Genomic DNA, 21,220 nt, shown 5'->3' with positions numbered 1-21,220 from the left:
ACGCTTGTGCTGTAAGTAAAAAAATACCAGCTAAGTTACTGGTATTTAGATGTTTATATGAATCTACTTCGCTTTATGCGCATCTGGGTTATCTTTACATGTCCCATCACCACATTTGCCGTATAGATATAAGCTATGGTTTGTTAGGCGAACGTTGTATTTCTCAGCAATCTCACTTTGGCGTTGTTCAATGATATCGTCCGAAAATTCGATAACTTCACCACAGTCAAGACACACAAGATGGTCATGATGGTGTTGTGTTGAAAGTTCAAAAACCGATTTACCACCTTCAAAGTGATGACGAGTCACAATTCCTGCATCATCAAACTGGTTAAGAACGCGATAAACAGTAGCAAGACCAATTTCTTCACCTAGGTCTATCAGCTTTTTATAGAGTTCTTCAGCACTGATATGTTGGCATTCTGGTTGCTGTAATACTTCTAAAATTTTGAGCCTTGGAAGGGTAACTTTAAGCCCAGCATCCTTTAGCGCTTGGTTATTGTCCGACATATACTTTCCTGTGGTGATTTGCAGCAATTAACAGAAGTCATTATTACAAGTATTATAGGTTACTCAGAGATAACAATAAACCACGAACTTCAAAGGGTTACTAGTTTACTTTTGTAAAGTTGTGAATTGTCACTTATAGTGGACATCTGACCAGTTACAATTTGATAACATAGGGAACGTTCGGACAGGAAGTTATGAATAAGAATTTAGCAAAGATATATAAACCAGGGGTGGTTAAATTTGCACTGAATATATGGCCTCCATTTTGGGGAGCGGGTATTCACATTGAGCGAATCAGTGGCGATTTTAGAACCGTGAACATGAAGTTAAAGTTACGCTGGTGGAACAAAAATGCCAATAGAACCCAATATGGAGGCAGCATTTTCTCATTAACAGATCCTGTTTACTCTTTGATGTTGATGGGTATTTTAGGCGAGCGATATTATGTATGGGATAAAGAGGCAAGCATTAACTTTATGAAGCCTGGGCAATCAGACCTTTATGCCGACTTTGAGATCTCACAAAATCAATTAGATGATATTTACCGCTCAACGGTTGATGGGGATAAGTGTTTTCCTGAATTTATTATCCATATTAAGGATAAGAAAGGGAATGTTGTCGCGGAAGTACAAAGAAAACTTTATGTGCGTAAGAAGCCGCAATTTAGAGAAGAAGAGTTATTAGAACAATAAAAAAGCCTCCAGTGGCGGAGGCTCTTAAATTTTGGGTTGCTGGGTTAGATTAGTCTTCTAATTCAGCTAGGCACATCTCTTCATGGATCTGTTGAACCCATTTAGAAACACGCTCATCCGTGAGTTCTGGTTGACGATCTTCATCAATACATAGACCAACGAAGCTATTTTCATCGCCATCAACTAGTGCTTTTGATGCTTCAAATTCGTAGCCTTCAGTTGGTGTGTAACCAATGATAGTACCGCCTTTAGCTTCAACGATATCGCGGATAGTGCCCATCGCGTCACAGAAGTACTCAGCGTAATCTTCTTGATCACCACAGCCGAAAATAGCAACAAGCTTAGTTGAGAAATCAATCGCTTCTAGTTCTGGGAAGAAATCGTCCCAATCACATTGTGCTTCACCGTAGTACCACGTTGGAATGCCAAGCAATAGCAGATCAAAGTTATCAATATCTTCTTTGCTGCTTTTTGCAATGTCTTGAACGTGAACGAGCTTTTTGCTCAGTTGCTTTTGGATCGTCTTTGCAATAGCTTCGGTATTACCTGTATCGCTACCAAAGAAGAGACCTACACTTGCCATAGAATCGTTACCTTTAATATTTGTCTGTTTTAACACAAAGTTACGTGAAGGATTAGCCTAATCCAGTTCCTTCCCAGCTAAGCTGAATGAGCCCTTTCGCAACAAACCCAGCACAACCAAGAAATAGAACCATCCATACAATTCGACGCCCGAAAACTGGAACATTACCTTGTTTCAAGACATCTTTGATCGCCATACCTATTAAGAAAAAGATACCAGCAAACAATAGATCCAATCCAAAAGATTCCAATTGATTCATGTAGTCGTAAAGCATGAGTGTCCTTTTATGCCAATTTTACTTGCGCGCACTATACCACTGTTGTGACACAAAGTTAATCATGGTGTCACCGTCTGCTTCTCATTAATTTGTATTTATTAATCGCTGCAGAATTATAAGAATTTGCGGATTGCTCTTAGTACTTCAACTGGTTTTTCAGCATGTAACCAATGCCCTGTATTCGCAATGACATGAGCCTTCGCATTCGAAAACTGTGATTGAACATCGGCCTGGTGATCGGCGGTCAAATAGTCAGAGTCTCCCCCTTTAACGAATAGGGTCGGTGTCATTGACTTAGTTATTGGTTCCCAATCTAAAATCGATAAGTAGTTGTTCATGATCGAATCTACATTAAAGCGCCAACGCATTGTGTTTTCGACTTTTATGATGGACTTAGACAAAAACTGCCTGACACCATCGATTTCAATATGTTCAGCCAATGTTGTAATCACTTCAGATCGTGACGAGAGATTCGCGGCTGATACGGCAGTCAGACCAGCGAAGACATTGTCGTGTTTACGTTGATGATAGGCGACAGGAGCCATGTCCAAAATGATCTGTTTCATCACAAGGTGTGGCGCGAGATCAGTGACTTTCATTGCGACTTTCCCCCCCATCGAGTGTCCGATTAAGATTACCGACGCGAGATCTAAGTGATCAAGCAGCGAGATAATATCTTCAGCCATTACCTGGTAATTGTGAACATCGGAGTGAAAAGAGAGGCCGTGATTACGAAGATCAATGCTAAGTACTTGATGATCTTCCTTAAGGTCTCGTGAAAGCAGGCCTAAGTTGTCCAAATTTCCAAATAATCCGTGGATCAAAACGACCGTTTGACCTTGGCCTTCGAGTTTGTAGTTAAGAAGTGCTGACATTTTATCTTATTCATGATGGGTTTAACGTAGAGTATCGGTAAAGATCTCGCTATAATCCATCAGAGTTTAAACATTGAGATTGTGAAAAGCGAATGAAAACAATTGAGGTTGATGAGGATCTATACCGTTTTATTGCTGGCCAAACCCAACATATCGGTGAAAGTGCGTCGGATATTTTACGCCGTTTATTGAATGTTGATGGGCAAGCTGTGAAACCACAGCCCGTAGCTGATAAGCCACAGGGTATTGTTGTAAGTAAGGATGCGGGTAAAGTGAACCACATCGACAGCGTTAAAGAGATGCGCTCTTTACTTATTTCAGATGAATTTGCCTCACTGAAAAAGGCAATTGATCGATTTATGTTAGTACTGTCGACTCTGCACACGATTAACCCAGAGAGCTTTTCAGAAGCGACTCAGGTGAAAGGGCGTAAACGAGTCTATTTTGCAGACAACGAAGCAACATTACTGGCAAATGGTAATACGACCAAGCCAAAGGCAATCCCTAATTCGCCTTTCTGGGTTATTACCAATAATAACACTAGCCGTAAAAGGCAGATGGTAGAACAGCTGATGAGCAGGATGAATTATCAGGCTGACTTAATCGAAAAAGTATCAGCTTCAATTTAAAAAGTCTGATTTAAACCTCATAATGTCACGCTAAGAGTCGATATTATGAGGTTTTTTTATTTTTTGGTTTTTATATTAAAAGGATGTCAATAAATGGCTATGCACCCTCGTGCTGGGCAGAAAGCTCAGCAAGAAGATTTACATAATATTCCGGCTTTAGTTGCAAATTATTTCTTACTTCAACCTATCCCTGGTCACTCTGATCATAAAGTGTTATTCGGTACCTCTGGTCACCGTGGCACTGCAGACAAATCAACATTCAATGAGCACCATATTTTAGCGATTGCCCAAGCCGTTGCTGAAGTACGTGCAGAGAAAGGCACAACGGGCCCTCTATTTGTTGGTAAAGATACGCATGCATTGTCTGAACCTGCGTTTTCAACGGTTGTAGAAGTACTGATTGCCAATGGTGTGAAAGTTATCACTCAAGCGGATAATGGCTATACACCAACGCCTGGCGTATCACATGCGATTTTAACTTATAACTTAACGCACGATGATAAAGCGGACGGTATCGTTATTACGCCATCGCATAATCCACCTCAAGATGGCGGGATCAAATATAACCCTGTTCACGGTGGCCCTGCTGAAGGCGAACTCACACAGGCGATTGAAGATCGCGCAAATGCTTTGATTTCTGAAGGCTTACAAGGCGTTAAACGTATGCTTCTAGCGGATGCAAAAGCATCAGAGCTATTTGTTGAGCTAGATTTGGTAAAACCATATATCGACGATTTAGTGAATGTTGTTGATATGGATGCGATTCAAAAATCAGGTTTGAAACTAGGCGTTGATCCACTTGGCGGTTCTGGTATCGATTACTGGCGTCAAATCGGCCAAGCGTACAACCTAGATCTTACATTGGTAAGTGAAGCGATTGATCCTTCATTCCAATTTATGTCACTTGATAAAGATGGCGTTGTTCGTATGGACTGCTCATCGCCATATGCAATGGCAGGTTTGTTAGCGCTTAAAGATGACTACGATCTTGCTTTTGGTAATGACCCAGATTACGACCGTCATGGCATTGTGACTTCTAAAGGTTTGATGAATCCTAACCATTTCCTAGCGGTTTGTATTGATTACCTATACCGTCACCGCGAAGGGTGGGGTAAAGAAGTTGCTGTTGGTAAAACTCTAGTATCAAGTGCATTGATTGACCGTGTGGTTGCGGATTTAGGCCGTGAACTTTGCGAAGTTCCAGTTGGCTTCAAATGGTTTGTTGATGGCTTATACGAAGGTAAGTTTGGCTTCGGTGGTGAAGAGAGTGCTGGAGCCTCTTTCTTACGTAAAGATGGTACGCCTTGGTCTACTGATAAAGATGGCATCATTCTTTGTCTGCTTGCGGCTGAAATTACCGCGGTAACGGGTAAGAACCCACAAGAGTACTACGAAGAGCTTGCAGCAAAACATGGTGAGTCTAAGTACAACCGTATCCAAGCTGTGGCTAATGGTGCGCAAAAAGACGTACTTAAGAAACTCTCTCCTGAGATGGTATCTGCAGAAACACTGGCGGGTGACGCGATTACGGCTCGATTGACTCACGCTCCGGGTAACGGTGCAGCCATTGGTGGTCTTAAAGTGACGACTGAAAATGGTTGGTTCGCGGCGCGTCCATCAGGAACGGAAGACATCTACAAAATTTACTGCGAAAGCTTTAAAGGTGAAGAGCATCTAAAAGCCATTGAAGCCGAAGCTCAAGAGATTGTAAATCAGGTCTTTGCAGCCGCAGGTCTTTAAAGCGAAATAATGAAGCTGTGCGGTATGAACTAAGAGCTATTAATAGTAAATATCGAACTCTTTAGTCTATCTAGGAACCCAGTACTCACTGGGTTCTTCTATTCAGAAGCGGTTAACTTCTCGAGCATCATTGAGTAATTCATTGTGGCTTTTTGTAAGATAGTCGTGCCATTTACACATTGTTTGGCCAGTCGTCTGGTACAACAAACCAAAATTCTCCCTCTTTAGTCTGTCCATGAATAAAGCGATCTTCTGGCCGTTCAACCGGCAGACCAAACACATCAATTCCAGCAGCCCAACACTCTTTTGGTAGGTGATAAAGCGGCTGACCAATACGATCCCATTGATGCTGGTAGCACCAAAATCCTGATATTTGGCTCGTGTTGAGTGTGTAACCAAGGCAATGTCCTGGAATCGGTTCGTGATCAAATGGATTTACATAAAGCCGACCTTGCATTAAAAGATGTTCAGATCGGTTCTCATATTGGGGGTATTGCTGGATAAAAGGATCAGATTGGCTCATTTTCAGCTGGTGATTCAACATTCGGGATAGCTTTTTATCCAGTTGATCATGGGCATTAGGGCCAAACCAAGTGCCTTGGTGCAAAAGGTAGAATTTAATCGCGATCTCCCAATGCTCATACTCTTGGTGTGGAGTTTCCAATATCAAATCGATCGCCCCAAGTGTTTGTCCGCTAGGTGCGTTGATCTGTACCTCTTCTAAAGAAAGGTCGTAATGTTGTGATTGCTGTAGAGCGTGAGTGCAGAGATATTGATAGAGAAAACCGAGCCGAGGATTTCCGCAATAATGCTTATCGTCAGCCAAAGGCGGAATCGATAGTTTGGAAAAATCTTCAAACGGTGCTTGTAACTGAAAAAGAGCAGGGGTGTTGATTATCCATTGGTAAAAACGCTGTAACGAATTCATCTCTTTCCTTAGAAGATAGCGACCTTTGAACATTGTAGCGTGGATAGTAGAGTAACTTGAGTATAAAATCTTACGATAAATAGAAACATGGACAAAGCAATGAACAATATTCAGCTGGAAAAGATTTTAAACGAAAAATTGTCACCTCAGCTTATTAAAGATTACAGCCCTAATGGAATGCAGGTTGAAGGTGCAACAGAGATCAAACGAGTGGTTACGGGCGTGACGGCTTCGCAAGCTCTCATCGACAAAGCGGTCGAGTTAAATGCCGATGCGCTGATCGTCCATCACGGCTATTTTTGGAAAGGTGAAGCGGAACCTATTCGTGGGATGAAAGGCAAGCGAATTCGCACCCTCATCAAAAGCGATATTAATCTTTATGCTTATCACCTGCCGCTAGATATCCACCCAGAGCTCGGTAACAACGCGGAGTTGGCTCGTTTACTTGATATTGATGTGGAAGGTGGACTAGAAGGTCACCCGCAGTCTGTGGCGATGTTTGGCCGTTTTAAGCAAGCCATGACAGGCAGTGAATTAGCGGAAAAAATGGACCAAGTTCTTGATCGTACCCCTCTTCATATTGCACCAGAAAATCAAGATAAGCTGATTGAGACTATTGGTTGGTGTAGTGGTGGCGGGCAAGATTATATCGAGTTGGCTGCACAGCATGGGTTAGATGCTTTTATGTCCGGTGAAGTATCTGAACGCACGACTTACACTGCCCGTGAACAAGATATTCATTACTTCTCTGCTGGTCATCATGCAACGGAGCGTTATGGTATTAAAGCATTGGGTGAGTGGTTAGCGGAAGAACACGGTCTTGATGTGACATTTATTGATATCAATAATCCAGTTTAAAGTCATTTCAGCAGCTACACATACAAACAAAAATGAAAAGGCTTGATCAATTGATCAAGCCTTTATGCTTTGTTAGAACTTAGAACTTAGAACTTAGAACTTAGAACTTAGAACTTAGAAAAGCTATTCACGTTCATGCAATGGTTTGAAATCACGTTGCTCTTCACCAGTATAAAGCTGGCGAGGACGACCAATACGGTTAGTAGGGTCGGCATGCATTTCATTCCAGTGTGCAATCCAACCCACTGTACGAGACAGAGCAAAGATTACAGTGAACATTGATACTGGGATACCAATCGCTTTCAGAATGATACCTGAGTAGAAATCGACATTCGGGTAAAGTTTCTTCGAAACAAAGTACTCATCAGATAGAGCAATACGTTCAAGTTCCATTGCCACATCAAGTAGTGGATCTTTAATATCTAATTCTTTCAATACTTCATGACAAGCTTCGCGCATTACTGTTGCGCGTGGATCATAGTTTTTGTAGACACGGTGACCAAAGCCCATTAAGCGGAATGGGTCATCTTTGTCTTTTGCTCGTGCAACATACTCTTCGATGTTATCAACTGAACCAATCTCTTCTAGCATACGTAGACATGCTTCGTTAGCACCACCGTGAGCTGGTCCCCATAGAGAAGCAATACCTGCCGCGATACAAGCAAATGGGTTAGCACCAGATGAACCTGCTAAACGAACGGTAGACGTTGAGGCATTTTGTTCGTGGTCGGCATGCAGAGTGAAAATTTTGTCCATCGCACGAGCGACAATTGGATTCACATCATAGTCTTCACATGGATTAGCAAACATCATGTGTAAGAAGTTTTCCGCATAGCCTAGGTCATTGCGTGGGTAGATAAACGGTTGACCTATTGAATATTTGTAACACATTGCTGCCAGTGTCGGCATTTTAGAAATAAGACGGTATGCCGCTATTTCTCGGTGTGTATCATTGTTGATATCAAGTGAATCGTGATAGAAAGCCGCAAGTGCTCCAACCACACCACACATTACTGCCATTGGGTGAGCATCACGACGGAAGCCGTGGAAGAAACTAGCAATTTGCTCATGAACCATGGTGTGACGTGTAACAATACGTTTAAATTCATCATATTGTTCACGAGTAGGGGCTTCGCCATAAAGTAGAATATAACAAACTTCTAGATAGTCTGAATTATTGGCTAATTGATCAATCGGGTAGCCGCGGTGTAAAAGAATGCCTTTATCACCATCGATGAATGTGATTGATGATTCACAAGACGCAGTGGCAAGAAAACCAGGGTCAAAAGTAAAGAAACCATTTGAACCTAGAGTACGAACGTCAATAACGGGAGTACCTAATGCACCCTCCATGATTGGCAATTCAATTGGCGCTTTACCTTCAACGTGAAGGGTAGCTTTCTTATCCGCCATAACAATCTCCTTTGTTTATTATTTAATCCGTCCAGGATGTTTATGTGACAATTTTTTACTGCTCTTAGGTCCTAAAGTCAATTTTTCTATTTTTTTGTGTGCACTTGTTATGATTTTTCATATTAAAATCGTTAAAAATCTGTTCTACGTAGCATAATTTGTTACATCAATTGTATTAAGATGTTGCCAGTCGTATAGTGATGCTGAAAATTTTGGTGAAATCCTTATAAATTCAAGGCTGAAATGAATTGTGAGGTTGGATTTTTAGTCTTGTTGTTAACATTTTTGTTACATTTAACTCGGCGTTAAAGGCGGATTGATGTTAAGTAAATGTTAACTTTTGTGGGTTTGCCACCAAAATTTGTATATAACTATAAATGCTCAATGGAGCTGAGTGAGCAAGCCTGTGAAAGAAAGAAAATCAAGACCTGTTAATTTAGATTTACAGACCATCCAATTCCCAATTACTGCAATTTCATCAATCTTGCACCGTGTTTCTGGTGTGATTATGTTTGTGGCGATTGGTATCCTGCTTTGGTTGCTATCTATTTCCCTCTCTTCCCCTGTTGGTTTCATGGAAGCAAGCGACATTGTCGATGGCTTTTTCGTGAAATTTATTCTTTGGGGCATCCTAACTGCTTTGGCTTATCACATTGCTGGTGGTATTCGTCATCTTCTTATGGATCTTGGACATTTTGAAGAGCTCGAATCTGGCGCAATGAGTGCGAAGGTAGCCTTTGGTGCGACAGCTGTATTGTCATTACTTGCGGGGGTTTTAGTATGGTAAGCAACGTTTCATCGTTTGGACGTAATGGCGTGCATGATTTCCTATTAATTCGTGCATCTGCAATTATTATGACGCTTTACACTATTTACCTAGTGAGCTTCTGTGCTTTCTCAGGTGATATCTCTTACGTATCTTGGACGCAATTCTTTGGTGGTACTTTTACTAAAGTCTTCACCATGCTTGCGCTTCTGTCTGTACTGATTCATGCATGGATCGGTCTATGGCAGGTTCTTACGGATTATATCAAGTGCACAAAACTGCGTGGCGGTTTACAGCTCGGTATTGTTGCCGTATTGCTTGGATACTTTTTCTCTGGCCTATTTATTTTGTGGGGTGCGTAAGTGACTATTCCTGTTCGTGAGTTTGATGCCGTAGTAATTGGCGCTGGTGGTGCTGGCATGCGTGCCGCGCTACAAATTTCAGAGCAAGGCCTATCTTGTGCATTGCTTTCAAAAGTTTTTCCTACTCGTTCTCATACTGTATCTGCACAAGGCGGTATTACCGTTGCTCTTGGTAATGCGCATGAAGATCACTGGGAACAACATATGTACGATACGGTAAAGGGCTCTGATTATATTGGAGACCAAGATGCGATTGAGTACATGTGTAAAAATGGCCCTGAGTCCGTTATTGAACTAGAGAAAATGGGGCTACCATTCTCTCGCTTTGATAATGGCACTATTTACCAACGTCCGTTTGGTGGCCAATCTAAGAATTTTGGTGGCGAGCAAGCCGCTCGTACTGCAGCAGCGGCAGACCGTACGGGTCACGCATTGCTGCATACGCTTTACCAGCAAAACATTAAGCATAAAACGACAGTGTTTTCTGAGTGGTATGCACTTGATCTTGTTAAAAATGAAGATGGTGCCATTCTTGGAACAACGGCGTTATGTATGGAAACTGGCGAAGTTTGTTACTTTAAATCTAAAGCAACGATCCTAGCGACTGGTGGTGCTGGCCGTATTTACGCTTCAACAACTAACGCCCATATCAATACGGGCGATGGTGTTGGTATGGCGATTCGTGCAGGCGTACCAATGCAAGACATCGAAATGTGGCAGTTCCACCCAACGGGTATTGCTGGCGCAGGCGTTCTTGTTACGGAAGGCTGTCGTGGTGAAGGTGGTTACCTTCTGAATAAAGATGGCGAACGTTTCATGGAGCGTTATGCTCCGAATGCGAAAGACTTAGCGGGTCGTGATGTGGTTGCTCGTTCAATGATGATCGAGATCCGTGAAGGACGCGGTTGTGATGGTCCTTGGGGTCCACACATTAAGCTGAAACTGGATCACTTAGGCAAAGATACGCTTGAGTCGCGTCTTCCTGGTGTTTGTGAGCTCTCTCGTACGTTTGCTCACGTTGATCCAGTGAAAGAGCCGATTCCAGTTATCCCAACGTGTCACTACATGATGGGCGGCGTTCCGACTCAAGTTTCTGGTCAGGCAATTAAGCAAGACGAATCGGGTGCGGATGTCGAAATCCAAGGCTTATTCGCTTGTGGTGAAATTGCATCAGTATCGGTGCATGGCGCGAACCGCTTAGGTGGCAACTCACTGCTTGATTTGGTTGTATTTGGACGTGCGACTGGTCTTCACTTGGGTGAAACACTCGATAAGCAAGCGGAAGCTAAACCGGCGACTGAAGCGGATATTGAGAAATCTCTTGAGCGTTATAACCGTTGGGAAAACAGTACCGGTGGCGAAGACCCAGCTCAAATTCGTAAAGATCTTCAACAGTGTATGCAAAATAACTTCTCGGTATTCCGTGAAGGCGATGCAATGGCGAAAGGCTTGGAAGAGCTTAAAGTTATCCGTGAACGTCTGAAAAATGCCCACCTTTCTGATAAGTCGACAGAATTCAACACTCAACGTATCGAGTGCTTAGAGTTAGAAAACTTGATGGAAACAGCATTTGCAACAGCTGTTGCGGCGAACTACCGAACTGAAAGTCGTGGCGCTCATGCCCGTTTTGACTTCCCAGACCGTGACGATGCAAATTGGCTGTGCCATTCCGTTTACAATCCTGAGACAGAGTCTATGTCTAAGCGTAATGTGAATATGGAACCAGTTCACCGTGAAGCATTCCCACCGAAAGCTCGTACGTACTAAGGAGAGGACACTATTATGAAATTGAAATTCTCTTTGTACCGATATAATCCGGACGTCGATCAAAAGCCGTACATGAAGGATTATACTTTAGAAGTAGAAGAAGGCTCTGACATGATGTTGTTGGATGCGCTTATTTTACTGAAAGAGCAAGATGCGAGTATTTCATTCCGTCGTTCATGCCGTGAAGGTGTGTGTGGTTCAGATGGTTTGAATATGAACGGTAAGAATGGCTTAGCGTGTATCACATCGTTGTCTGCATTGATGACACAAGATACTATCGTGATTAGACCTTTACCGGGTCTTCCTGTGGTTCGTGACTTGATTGTCGATATGACTCAATTCTATGACAACTATGAAAAAGTGAAACCATTCTTGGTGTCTGATGGTAACGTACCACCAGCGCGCGAAAACCTACAAAGTCCAGATGAACGTGCTCATTTAGATGGTCTGTATGAATGTATCATGTGTGCATGTTGTACCACTTCATGCCCGTCGTTTTGGTGGAACCCTGATAAATTCATCGGACCAGCAGGTCTTCTTGCGGCGTATCGTTGGCTAATTGATAGCCGTGATACCGCTACAGATGAACGTTTATCTAATCTTGACGACGCATTTAGTGTTTTTCGTTGCCATGGCATCATGAACTGTGTAAGTGTTTGTCCTAAGGGACTTAATCCGACGAAAGCAATTGGCCATATCAAGTCAATGTTGGTAAATCGTTCGGTTTAATAAACAATAAAATTGCTGGCTCATGTTGAGCCAGCGTTTATAGCTCGGCATAGACCGCAGCGAATGTGAAACTACTGGTTAAGGGAAAATATGCAGAACGGCGTGATGAAGGCATGGCTCGAGTCTTCACACTTGGCTGGCGCCAATGCAACTTATGTAGAAGAACTCTACGAACTGTATCTTAGCGATCCTGATCTGGTAAGTGAGGAGTGGAAACGTGTATTTGATGAGTTGCCTACGCAAGCATCAGAAGTGGTTGAACAACCGCATTCACGTGTCCGTGATTACTTCCGTCGACTCGCGCAAGAAACAAAGCATTACAATGTCCAAGTTAGTGATCCCGATGTCGATGCAAAACAAGTAAAAGTACTGCAACTTATCAATGCTTACCGTTTCCGTGGGCATCAAGCTGCAAACCTAGACCCGCTTGGGTTATGGAAAAGAGATGCAGTCGCTGAACTGGATCCATCCTTTCATACACTCACTGATGAAGACCTCAATGAAACATTCAACGTAGGTTCTTTCGCTATTGGTCAAGAGACCATGGTATTGAAAGATCTGCATAAAGCGTTGAAGCAAACGTATTGTGGTTCAATCGGTGCAGAATACATGCATATGACTAATACAGAACAGAAACGTTGGATTCAACAACGTTTAGAGTCTGTTTCTGGTCAACCATCATTTAATAAAGAAGAGAAGAGAGCATTTCTAGATGAGCTGACAGCAGCTGAAGGTCTAGAACGCTATCTTGGCGCTAAATTCCCCGGTGCAAAACGATTCTCTTTAGAAGGTGGTGACGCGTTGATTCCAATGACGAAAGAGATCATTCGTCATGCTGGTGGTCAAGGTATGCGTGAAGTGGTTGTTGGAATGGCCCACCGTGGTCGTTTAAACATGCTGGTTAACGTGCTGGGTAAAAAGCCACAAGATCTGTTTGATGAATTCGCGGGTAAAAAGCACGATGACACATGGGGAACCGGCGATGTTAAATATCACCAAGGTTTCTCTGCTGACTTTGCTGCTCCTGGCGGTGATGTCCATCTGGTTCTGGCGTTTAACCCTTCTCACTTAGAAATCGTAAACCCTGTAGTTATTGGTTCCGTTCGTGCTCGTCAAGATCGTTTAGGCGATTGCGATGGTAGCCGTGTTCTGCCTATTACGATTCACGGTGATTCTGCGATTGCTGGTCAAGGTGTCGTACAAGAGACGTTTAATATGTCTCAAGCGCGTGGTTTCTGTGTGGGTGGTACGGTTCGTATCGTGGTGAATAACCAAGTTGGTTTCACTACATCTAACCCTCGTGACACACGCTCTACTATGTATTGTACTGATATCGCGAAGATGGTTCAGGCCCCAATTTTCCACGTGAATGCCGATGACCCAGAAGCGGTAGCATTTATTGCACGATTAGCGCTTGATTACCGTAATACATTTAAGCGTGATGTCGTGATTGATTTGGTTTGTTATCGCCGTCATGGCCATAACGAAGCCGATGAGCCGAATGCAACTCAGCCACTGATGTATCAAAAAATCAAAAAACACCCAACACCACGTAAGCTTTATGCTGATGTGCTGATTGATCGCGGTGAATTTGATATTGAAACGGCAACGCAGTTAGTTAACGAATACCGTGATGCGCTTGATCATGGTGAAGTGGTGGTTAAAGAGTGGCGTCCTATGACATTACACTCTGTGGATTGGTCTCCATATTTAGGCCATGAGTGGAATATGGAATGGGATCACAAAATTGATATTGAGCGCTTAAAAGAGCTTGGTAATCGATTATGCCAATACCCAGAAAGCCATAAACTACAAAGCCGTGTTAATAAGCTTTATAACGATCGTACCGCAATGATGTTGGGTGAAAAACAACTCGATTGGGGTATGGCAGAAACATTAGCATATGCAACATTAGTTGATGATGGTAAGCGTATTCGTATCTCAGGCCAAGATTCTGGTCGTGGTACTTTCTTCCATCGACACTCTGTTTTGCATAACCAAGATGATGCGAGTACTTACGTTCCTCTTGCGAATATCCACGATAGCCAAGGTCCTTTCCAAGTGTTTGATTCGGTTCTTTCTGAAGAAGCGGTATTAGCATTTGAATACGGTTACGCGACCGCTGAACCGGGTGGACTAACCCTTTGGGAAGCTCAATTTGGTGATTTCGCCAATGGTGCTCAAGTGGTTATTGACCAATTTATTTCATCAGGTGAGCAGAAGTGGGCACGACTATGTGGCTTAACGATGTTGCTTCCTCATGGTTATGAAGGTCAAGGTCCCGAGCACTCGTCAGCACGTTTAGAGCGTTACTTACAGCTGTGTGCTGAACAGAATATGCAAGTGGTTGTTCCGTCAACACCTGCTCAGGTTTATCACATGTTGCGCCGTCAAGTTGTGCGTCCTATGCGTCGTCCACTTATCGTGATGTCTCCTAAATCATTGTTGCGCCATCCGTTATGTACTTCTTCTTTAGAAGACCTAGCTGAAGGCACATTCCAACCTGCCATTGCAGAAGTGGATGATTTAGATGCGTCAGGTGTGAAACGTGTTGTGTTCTGTTCTGGTAAAGTTTATTACGACTTGTTAGAGCAGCGCCGTAAAAACGAGCAAGAAGACGTAGCGATTGTCCGAATCGAGCAGATTTACCCATTCCCTAAAGAGGAAGTGGAAGCGGCAATTGCACAATATACCAATGTAGTGGATTTCGTATGGTGCCAAGAAGAGCCGCAAAACCAAGGCGCTTGGTACTCTAGCCAGCATAACTTCAGAGCCGCAATTCCTGCCGGCGCTGATCTTAAATATGCGGGACGTGCAGCTTCTGCATCTCCAGCGGTTGGTTATATGTCAGTACACTTGAAACAGCAGAAAGCGTTAGTTGACGACGCTTTGACCCTAGCTTAAGAACTAGAAGAATAAGGACGAAACAGATATGACAATTGAAATTCTGGTTCCAGATTTACCTGAATCAGTTGCAGATGCGACAGTAGCAACTTGGCACAAGAAACCAGGTGAAGCGGTTGCTCGTGACGAAGTTATTGTTGATATTGAAACTGATAAAGTTGTACTAGAAGTACCAGCTCCTGAAGCGGGTGTTCTGGAAGCAATTATCGAAGAAGAAGGTGCAACGGTTCTTTCGAAGCAGCTTATTGCTCGAATCAAGCCGGGTGCTGTTGCGGGTGAACCGACAACGGACACTGCTGAAGATGCTGAATCCTCTCCGGATAAACGTCATAAAGCGACATTAACGGAAGAGTCTAATGATGCTCTAAGCCCTGCTGTTCGTCGTTTACTTGGTGAACATGGCTTGGAAGCAAGTCAAGTGAAAGGCACAGGTGTTGGTGGACGCATCACTCGTGAAGATATTGATGCGCACTTAGCTGCAGCGAAATCTGCACCAGTTGCTGCTGCGCCTGAAGTTGAAGCGCCAGCCGCGGCACGTACTCAGAAACGTGTACCTATGACTCGCTTACGTAAAACAGTTGCAAACCGACTGCTTGAAGCGAAAAACAGCACGGCAATGTTGACGACGTTTAACGAAGTGAACATGAAGCCAATTATGGACCTTCGTAAGCAGTACAAAGATCAGTTCGAAGAGCGTCATGGTACGCGTCTTGGTTTCATGTCTTTCTACGTGAAAGCGGTAACAGAAGCGTTGAAGCGTTACCCAGAGGTGAATGCTTCTATTGATGGTGATGATATTGTTTATCACAACTACTTCGACATCAGCATGGCGGTTTCAACACCACGTGGTTTGGTAACGCCAGTTCTAAAAGACTGCGACACACTCGGTTTTGCTGATATAGAAAAAGGCATCAAAGAGCTTGCGATTAAAGGTCGTGACGGCAAACTAACGGTTGATGAAATCATGGGCGGAAACTTCACTATCACTAATGGTGGTGTGTTCGGTTCATTAATGTCAACGCCAATCATTAACCCACCACAAGCAGCAATTCTTGGTATGCATAAAATCCAAGAACGCCCAATGGCGGTTGATGGTAAAGTTGAAATCTTGCCAATGATGTATCTTGCACTGTCGTACGATCACCGTTTGATTGATGGTCGCGAATCAGTTGGTTTCTTGGTAACGGTTAAAGAGTTACTGGAAGATCCTGCTCGCCTACTACTTAACGTTTAGTACAACCAAACGTTTTTTAGTATAACCAAACGTAAAAGGGGGCTTAATGATTAAGCTCCCGATGAATTCAGGCTAGGTCGCTCAACATCTAGCCTTTTAAAAGTTGAGTAATGAGTCGACATTACTTGGCACTCGCTCAAGAGTAACCCTACAGACGCCTGACTCAGTATTATGCTGATTGTCTAATGGAAATAATAAATCCCTTAAGGGATAAACAAATGGAATAACACAATGAATTTGCATGAATATCAAGCCAAACAGCTGTTTGCAGAATTCGGTTTACCAGTACCAGAAGGTTTTGCGTGTGATACACCTCAAGAAGCTTTCGAAGCGGCTGGCCGAATTAGCACTGAAAAGAAAGTCGTAAAATGTCAAGTTCACGCAGGTGGTCGTGGTAAAGCGGGCGGCGTAGAACTGCATGACACTAAAGATGGTGTTAAAGAGTTTGCACAAAAGTGGCTTGGTAAAAACCTAGTGACTTTCCAAACTGATGCTAATGGACAACCGGTGACTAAAATTCTGGTTGAAGAAGCATCAAATATTGCCAATGAACTTTACCTTGGCGCAGTTGTAGATCGTGCGACTCGTCGTATCGTATTCATGGCATCAACTGAAGGTGGTGTGGACATTGAGAAGATTGCAGAAGAGACTCCAGAGTTGATTCACCAAGCAGCAATTGATCCTCTTGTCGGCCCTCAAGCTTATCAAGGTCGTGAACTGGCATTTAAACTTGGCCTAGTTGGCGATCAAATCAAACAATTCGTTAAGATCTTTATGGGTCTTGGCAATATGTTTGCTCAGTATGACTTAGCTCTACTTGAAATTAATCCATTGGTTGTGACGGCAGAAGGTAATCTTCTATGTCTTGATGGTAAAATCAATATCGATTCAAATGCGATGTACCGTCAACCTAAACTGCGTGAAATGCACGATCCATCTCAAGAAGATGAGCGCGAAGCACATGCAGCACAATGGGAACTTAACTATGTTGCACTAGACGGTAGCATCGGTTGTATGGTTAACGGCGCAGGCCTTGCTATGGGTACGATGGATATTGTAAACCTACACGGTGGCCAACCTGCTAACTTCTTAGATGTAGGTGGCGGCGCAACGAAAGAACGTGTAACAGAAGCATTCAAGATCATCCTATCTGACACCAATGTTAAAGCCGTTCTTGTTAATATCTTCGGTGGTATTGTTCGTTGTGATCTCATCGCTGATGGCATCATCGGTGCAGTAGAAGAGGTTGGTGTGAAAGTGCCAGTTGTTGTTCGTCTTGAAGGTAACAATGCACCTTTAGGTTCTCAAAAACTTGCGGAAAGTGGTCTAAATATCATCGCTGCAACGTCTCTAACAGAAGCAGCTGAAAAAGTCGTTGCTGCAGCGGAGGGCAAATAATGTCTGTATTAATTAATAAAGATACAAAAGTTATCTGCCAAGGTTTTACTGGCGGTCAAGGTACATTCCACTCTGAGCAAGCTATCGCATACGGTACGCAAATGGTTGGTGGTGTGTCGCCTGGTAAAGGTGGTCAAACTCACTTAGGTTTGCCTGTATTTAATACGGTTCGCCAAGCGGTTGAAGAAACGGGCGCTACGGCTTCAGTTATCTACGTACCGGCTCCTTTCTGTAAAGATGCGATTCTTGAAGCGATCGATGCAGGCATTAAGCTAATTGTAACGATCACTGAAGGCATTCCTACGCTTGACTTGCTGGACGTTAAAGTACGTTTAGATGAAGCGGGCGTGGTGATGATTGGGCCTAACTGCCCAGGCGTCATTACTCCTGATGAGTGTAAGATTGGCATTATGCCTGGTCACATTCATAAGAAAGGTAAAGTTGGTATCGTATCTCGTTCAGGTACATTAACTTACGAAGCGGTTAAGCAAACGACTGATGAAGGCTTTGGCCAATCAACGTGTGTTGGTATTGGTGGTGACCCTATCCCGGGCTCTAACTTCATCGATATTCTTAAGCTTTTCCAAGAAGACCCTGAAACTGAAGCGATTGTTATGATCGGTGAAATCGGTGGTACAGCGGAAGAAGAAGCCGCTGCTTATATCAAAGCAAACGTCACTAAGCCTGTTGTTTCTTACATTGCAGGTGTAACCGCGCCTCCTGGTAAGCGTATGGGTCACGCTGGTGCAATTATCTCTGGTGGTAAAGGTACTGCTGAAGACAAATTTGCAGCATTAGAAGAAGCGGGCGTGAAAACAGTGAAAAGCCTTGCTGATATTGGTAAAGCATTGCGTGAAATTACTGGTTGGTAAACCTGACTACTCATCCGTTGTGATGAATAAATAATAAAAACCCCGAGCTTTTTGGCTCGGGGTTTTTGTTTATCTAAAACTAAAAACAGAATGGCTAGTTTTTAACTTTGACTACTTGGCTGAGCATGAACATTGCTGTTGCACTGATGACGACTGAAGGACCTGCCGGGGTATCAAAGTGCCAAGACAAACTTAACCCGGCTAAAACAGCTACCGCACCAATAAGTGAAGCGATGCCAGCCATCTGTTCTGGCGTTCTCGCAAACTTTCTTGCCGTTGCTGCTGGAATAATCAGTAGTGACGTCATGATTAGTGCGCCGACAAACTTCATCCCAATCGCGATTACCAAACCGACCAGTAACATCAAAATTAATCGCATCAAATCAATATTAATGCCTTCAACTGCGGCTAAATCTTCACTTACCGTTGTGGAGAGCAGTGGACGCCAGAAGATGAATAAGATGCAACTAACCGTGAGTACGCCAAGATAGATGAAACCAAGATCCGCTGGCGATACCGCGAGTAAATCACCAAACAAATAGCTCATTAAATCAACTCGAACATTGTCTAAAAAGCTGACTGCAACTAAACCCAGTGATAAAGAGCTATGTGCGAGAATGCCGAGTAGAGTATCGGTCGCGACAAGTTTCTGTTTTTGTAATGTGACGAGTAAAACCGCTAAACCTAAGCAGCAAACTAATAGTGCTAAATACAAATTAATGTCTAATAAAAAACCTAACGCAAGCCCCATAAGTGAAGCGTGTGCAAGAGTATCACCGAAGTAGGCCATTTTTCGCCACACGACAAATGAACCTAATGGTCCCGCAATCACTGCAATACCAAGGCCTGCGAGGATAGAAGGAAGTAGAAACTCAATCATGACGATGTCCGTGGCTGTGGTGAGAACAAGATTCGGCGTCACCTTTTACCGCCTGACCAGAAAGATCATGGTGGTGGTGATCATGTTGGTGATGATAAAAAGCCAACGACTCCTTAGTCGCTGAACCAAATAATGCGATATATGAAGGGTGCTGTGTAATATCAGCGGGCGCACCTGAACAACAGATATGATGATGAAGACAGATGACATTGTCCGTTTTTGCCATCACAAGGTGTAGGTCATGGGAGACCATAAAGACACTACATCCAAAGCGATGCCTGATCGCGTCGATCAGATTATAGAGATCAATTTGCCCCTGAATATCAACGCCTTGAGCTGGCTCGTCGAGCACCAATAAATCGGGTCTTCTTAGTAATGAACGGGCAATTAAAACACGTTGGTTTTCACCGCCAGAGAGCTGATGCATGTTGTTGTGCATTAAGTGTTCACCACCAACTAAACGTAGTGCTTCAGTCAACTCTTGGGCTGAAAACTTGCCTGACATCTTAAGAAAACGTTTTACATCGAGCGGTAGCGAGTCGTTAAGTTTTAGTTTCTGGGGAACATAGCCAATTTTGAGTGATTTTAGTCTGTTGATAGAGCCATCGTATTGGTTATGTAAACCTAAAATAACTTTGACTAAGGTAGATTTACCAGCACCATTAGGGCCAATAAGTGTGGTGATTTTACCCTTTTCGAGAGTCAGGTTGATGCTATCTAGCACGCGCTTCTCACCAAAATCGACACTTACGTTGTTCAGTTTGACTAACGTCGACATGAATAGAACTCATTTGCAATTAACTAATGTTATAATGTAACATTTATGACTTACCCACGCTACTGTTTCCATTTGAGGCTTTATGTTCCGATTTACTTATCTTGTTCTCGTTGCTTTGTGTTTACCTTCAGCAGCATGGGCATCGACAATTCTAACCAGTATTAAACCGATACAAATGATCACCCATGAGCTGACAAAGGGAGCCGTAGAGCCAGATGTTATTTTAAGTTCCAATGCATCTCCTCATGACTATGCGCTTAAACCGTCGGATGTAAAAAAAATCAATAATGCAGGTCTTATTATTTGGTTTGGTCCTGAACTTGAACCGTTTTTAAGCAAAGTGATCAGCAGTCAAAAAAATGTACTGACCATTAGCGAAATTAAAGGGCTACCACTGAGAGAGTTTGGGGGAGGTCACGAAAGTCATGCTGGCCACGATCATGGCAGTCATGATCCACATTTTTGGCTTGGTTTAAAGCCATCGCTTCAGGTAGCAGAAGCGATTACAGCAAGATTGATTCAAAGTGACAGCAAGAACCAAAGCTTATATCAAAAGAATCTGAATGACTTTAGCCAACGTTTGCTAGCAACAGAAGCGGACGTGTCGGCGATACTGGCTCCGGTCAAAACGGAAGGCTATTATGTATTTCATGACGCTTATGGCTATTTTGAACAAGAGTTTGAGCTTAATAACTTAGGCCACTTTACCGTGAGTCCAGACCGTAAGCCAGGCGCTAAAACGTTAATTAAAATACGTAAAGCCCTCAGAAAAAATGATATCCAATGTGTCTTCTCTGAACCACAATTTACGCCTGCTGTCATTGAATCAGTGACTCGCGGAACGAATGTGACGATTGGTATTCTTGATCCTGTTGGCTCTCAAATCGAGGCTAAAGATGGTGCTTATTTTGAGTTTATCAAAGGGATGGCGAACAGTTACTCTTCATGCTTGCAACGTTAAGCTTTAATTGACTAAGACCATATTAACGAACAAGGCACATGATAAATACAAAACTATTATGTGT

Annotated in this window: 21 protein-coding genes; 13 read left to right on the top strand and 8 right to left on the bottom strand. The window is 43.1% G+C overall.

What is annotated here, in order from left to right:
- Positions 1 to 63: 63 nt before the first annotated feature.
- The gene (fcrX, locus tag FCV43_RS03020) at positions 64 to 510 is read right to left on the bottom strand and encodes a ferric iron uptake transcriptional regulator FcrX (protein WP_017053259.1); all 447 of its coding nucleotides are present in this window, start codon (positions 508 to 510) and stop codon (positions 64 to 66) included.
- Between the two features lie 194 nt (positions 511 to 704).
- Between fcrX and FCV43_RS03015 the strand changes: the two genes are divergently transcribed.
- Positions 705 to 1,202: a DUF4442 domain-containing protein gene (locus FCV43_RS03015; protein WP_017053258.1), complete on the top strand. Its 498-nt coding sequence runs from the start codon at positions 705 to 707 to the stop codon at positions 1,200 to 1,202.
- Positions 1,203 to 1,251: 49 nt separating this feature from the next.
- Here the strand turns inward: FCV43_RS03015 and fldA are convergent, their stop codons facing one another.
- From fldA to FCV43_RS03000, 3 genes are all read right to left on the bottom strand, one after another.
- Entirely contained in the window at positions 1,252 to 1,785 is a 534-nt protein-coding gene (gene fldA / locus FCV43_RS03010; protein WP_029203441.1) for a flavodoxin FldA, read from the bottom strand.
- 52 nt (positions 1,786 to 1,837) lie between these two features.
- Positions 1,838 to 2,059, bottom strand: coding sequence for a DUF2788 domain-containing protein (locus FCV43_RS03005; RefSeq protein ID WP_017053256.1), 222 nt, complete (start codon positions 2,057 to 2,059; stop codon positions 1,838 to 1,840).
- Positions 2,060 to 2,175: 116 nt separating this feature from the next.
- A complete protein-coding gene (locus FCV43_RS03000) occupies positions 2,176 to 2,937 on the bottom strand; it encodes an alpha/beta fold hydrolase (protein WP_136993973.1) in 762 nt (253 codons plus the stop codon).
- Positions 2,938 to 3,029: 92 nt separating this feature from the next.
- On the opposite strand from FCV43_RS03000, the gene seqA reads away from it, so the two are divergent.
- Positions 3,030 to 3,566 carry a replication initiation negative regulator SeqA gene (gene seqA / locus FCV43_RS02995; protein WP_017053254.1) on the top strand — a complete coding sequence of 179 codons (537 nt, stop codon included), beginning with the start codon at positions 3,030 to 3,032 and terminating at the stop codon, positions 3,564 to 3,566.
- Between the two features lie 93 nt (positions 3,567 to 3,659).
- The gene (gene pgm, locus FCV43_RS02990; protein ID WP_136993972.1) at positions 3,660 to 5,306 is read left to right on the top strand and encodes a phosphoglucomutase (alpha-D-glucose-1,6-bisphosphate-dependent); all 1,647 of its coding nucleotides are present in this window, start codon (positions 3,660 to 3,662) and stop codon (positions 5,304 to 5,306) included.
- Between the two features lie 172 nt (positions 5,307 to 5,478).
- Here pgm and FCV43_RS02985 read toward each other — a convergent pair whose 3' ends face one another.
- A complete protein-coding gene (locus tag FCV43_RS02985; protein WP_017053252.1) occupies positions 5,479 to 6,234 on the bottom strand; it encodes a DUF1853 family protein in 756 nt (251 codons plus the stop codon).
- 99 nt (positions 6,235 to 6,333) lie between these two features.
- Between FCV43_RS02985 and FCV43_RS02980 the strand changes: the two genes are divergently transcribed.
- A complete protein-coding gene (locus FCV43_RS02980; protein WP_136993971.1) occupies positions 6,334 to 7,092 on the top strand; it encodes a Nif3-like dinuclear metal center hexameric protein in 759 nt (252 codons plus the stop codon).
- A 123-nt stretch (positions 7,093 to 7,215) separates the two neighbouring features.
- On the opposite strand, the gene FCV43_RS02975 is transcribed toward FCV43_RS02980, so the two are convergent.
- Entirely contained in the window at positions 7,216 to 8,505 is a 1,290-nt protein-coding gene (locus FCV43_RS02975) for a citrate synthase (RefSeq protein ID WP_017051350.1), read from the bottom strand.
- A gap of 394 nt (positions 8,506 to 8,899) precedes the next feature.
- Between FCV43_RS02975 and sdhC the strand changes: the two genes are divergently transcribed.
- The 8 genes from sdhC to sucD all read left to right on the top strand — a co-directional run bounded on the left by sdhC (position 8,900) and on the right by sucD (position 18,537).
- On the top strand, positions 8,900 to 9,292 hold the full coding sequence (gene sdhC / locus FCV43_RS02970) for a succinate dehydrogenase cytochrome b556 subunit (RefSeq protein WP_136993970.1): 393 nt from the start codon (positions 8,900 to 8,902) through the stop codon (positions 9,290 to 9,292).
- Entirely contained in the window at positions 9,286 to 9,633 is a 348-nt protein-coding gene (gene sdhD, locus FCV43_RS02965; RefSeq protein WP_017051348.1) for a succinate dehydrogenase, hydrophobic membrane anchor protein, read from the top strand. Before sdhC ends, sdhD begins: the two co-directional genes overlap by 7 nt.
- Positions 9,634 to 11,400: a succinate dehydrogenase flavoprotein subunit gene (gene sdhA, locus FCV43_RS02960; protein WP_136993969.1), complete on the top strand. Its 1,767-nt coding sequence runs from the start codon at positions 9,634 to 9,636 to the stop codon at positions 11,398 to 11,400. It begins immediately after the preceding gene.
- 15 nt (positions 11,401 to 11,415) lie between these two features.
- The gene (locus tag FCV43_RS02955) at positions 11,416 to 12,129 is read left to right on the top strand and encodes a succinate dehydrogenase iron-sulfur subunit (protein ID WP_017051346.1); all 714 of its coding nucleotides are present in this window, start codon (positions 11,416 to 11,418) and stop codon (positions 12,127 to 12,129) included.
- A 90-nt stretch (positions 12,130 to 12,219) separates the two neighbouring features.
- Entirely contained in the window at positions 12,220 to 15,033 is a 2,814-nt protein-coding gene (gene sucA, locus FCV43_RS02945; protein ID WP_113795842.1) for a 2-oxoglutarate dehydrogenase E1 component, read from the top strand.
- Positions 15,034 to 15,061: 28 nt separating this feature from the next.
- On the top strand, positions 15,062 to 16,267 hold the full coding sequence (odhB, locus tag FCV43_RS02940; RefSeq protein WP_136993968.1) for a 2-oxoglutarate dehydrogenase complex dihydrolipoyllysine-residue succinyltransferase: 1,206 nt from the start codon (positions 15,062 to 15,064) through the stop codon (positions 16,265 to 16,267).
- A gap of 231 nt (positions 16,268 to 16,498) precedes the next feature.
- Complete coding sequence (sucC, locus tag FCV43_RS02935) at positions 16,499 to 17,665, top strand: ADP-forming succinate--CoA ligase subunit beta (protein WP_113795843.1); 1,167 nt, start codon at positions 16,499 to 16,501, stop codon at positions 17,663 to 17,665.
- On the top strand, positions 17,665 to 18,537 hold the full coding sequence (sucD, locus tag FCV43_RS02930; RefSeq protein WP_017051342.1) for a succinate--CoA ligase subunit alpha: 873 nt from the start codon (positions 17,665 to 17,667) through the stop codon (positions 18,535 to 18,537). Before sucC ends, sucD begins: the two co-directional genes overlap by 1 nt.
- A 94-nt stretch (positions 18,538 to 18,631) precedes the next feature.
- On the opposite strand, the gene znuB is transcribed toward sucD, so the two are convergent.
- Both znuB and znuC read right to left on the bottom strand, forming a co-directional pair.
- Positions 18,632 to 19,417, bottom strand: coding sequence for a zinc ABC transporter permease subunit ZnuB (znuB, locus tag FCV43_RS02925; protein ID WP_017051341.1), 786 nt, complete (start codon positions 19,415 to 19,417; stop codon positions 18,632 to 18,634).
- Positions 19,410 to 20,195 (bottom strand): zinc ABC transporter ATP-binding protein ZnuC, encoded by a 786-nt coding sequence (gene znuC, locus FCV43_RS02920; RefSeq protein ID WP_136993967.1) that lies wholly within the window; start codon positions 20,193 to 20,195, stop codon positions 19,410 to 19,412. Before znuC ends, znuB begins: the two co-directional genes overlap by 8 nt.
- A gap of 82 nt (positions 20,196 to 20,277) precedes the next feature.
- Here znuC and FCV43_RS02915 point away from each other — a divergent pair, with 82 nt between their 5' ends.
- On the top strand, positions 20,278 to 21,156 hold the full coding sequence (locus tag FCV43_RS02915; RefSeq protein ID WP_017051339.1) for a zinc ABC transporter substrate-binding protein ZnuA: 879 nt from the start codon (positions 20,278 to 20,280) through the stop codon (positions 21,154 to 21,156).
- Positions 21,157 to 21,220: the final 64 nt, after the last annotated feature.

The sequence above is a fragment of the Vibrio genomosp. F6 genome (assembly GCF_005146325.1).
GTDB classification, from domain to species: Bacteria; Pseudomonadota; Gammaproteobacteria; order Enterobacterales; family Vibrionaceae; genus Vibrio; species Vibrio cortegadensis.
Note: the sequence above shows the minus strand (reverse complement) of the source record. Positions and strands in the feature narration are given on the sequence as shown.

Coding starts and splice junctions, on each gene's coding strand:
- fcrX (WP_017053259.1), bottom strand. CDS start 510: ATGTCGGACAATAACCAAGCGCTAAAGGATGCTGGGCTTAAAGTTACC.
- FCV43_RS03015 (WP_017053258.1), top strand. CDS start 705: ATGAATAAGAATTTAGCAAAGATATATAAACCAGGGGTGGTTAAATTT.
- fldA (WP_029203441.1), bottom strand. CDS start 1,785: ATGGCAAGTGTAGGTCTCTTCTTTGGTAGCGATACAGGTAATACCGAA.
- FCV43_RS03005 (WP_017053256.1), bottom strand. CDS start 2,059: ATGCTTTACGACTACATGAATCAATTGGAATCTTTTGGATTGGATCTA.
- FCV43_RS03000 (WP_136993973.1), bottom strand. CDS start 2,937: ATGTCAGCACTTCTTAACTACAAACTCGAAGGCCAAGGTCAAACGGTC.
- seqA (WP_017053254.1), top strand. CDS start 3,030: ATGAAAACAATTGAGGTTGATGAGGATCTATACCGTTTTATTGCTGGC.
- pgm (WP_136993972.1), top strand. CDS start 3,660: ATGGCTATGCACCCTCGTGCTGGGCAGAAAGCTCAGCAAGAAGATTTA.
- FCV43_RS02985 (WP_017053252.1), bottom strand. CDS start 6,234: ATGAATTCGTTACAGCGTTTTTACCAATGGATAATCAACACCCCTGCT.
- FCV43_RS02980 (WP_136993971.1), top strand. CDS start 6,334: ATGAACAATATTCAGCTGGAAAAGATTTTAAACGAAAAATTGTCACCT.
- FCV43_RS02975 (WP_017051350.1), bottom strand. CDS start 8,505: ATGGCGGATAAGAAAGCTACCCTTCACGTTGAAGGTAAAGCGCCAATT.
- sdhD (WP_017051348.1), top strand. CDS start 9,286: ATGGTAAGCAACGTTTCATCGTTTGGACGTAATGGCGTGCATGATTTC.
- FCV43_RS02955 (WP_017051346.1), top strand. CDS start 11,416: ATGAAATTGAAATTCTCTTTGTACCGATATAATCCGGACGTCGATCAA.
- sucA (WP_113795842.1), top strand. CDS start 12,220: ATGCAGAACGGCGTGATGAAGGCATGGCTCGAGTCTTCACACTTGGCT.
- odhB (WP_136993968.1), top strand. CDS start 15,062: ATGACAATTGAAATTCTGGTTCCAGATTTACCTGAATCAGTTGCAGAT.
- sucC (WP_113795843.1), top strand. CDS start 16,499: ATGAATTTGCATGAATATCAAGCCAAACAGCTGTTTGCAGAATTCGGT.
- sucD (WP_017051342.1), top strand. CDS start 17,665: ATGTCTGTATTAATTAATAAAGATACAAAAGTTATCTGCCAAGGTTTT.
- znuB (WP_017051341.1), bottom strand. CDS start 19,417: ATGATTGAGTTTCTACTTCCTTCTATCCTCGCAGGCCTTGGTATTGCA.
- znuC (WP_136993967.1), bottom strand. CDS start 20,195: ATGTCGACGTTAGTCAAACTGAACAACGTAAGTGTCGATTTTGGTGAG.
- FCV43_RS02915 (WP_017051339.1), top strand. CDS start 20,278: ATGTTCCGATTTACTTATCTTGTTCTCGTTGCTTTGTGTTTACCTTCA.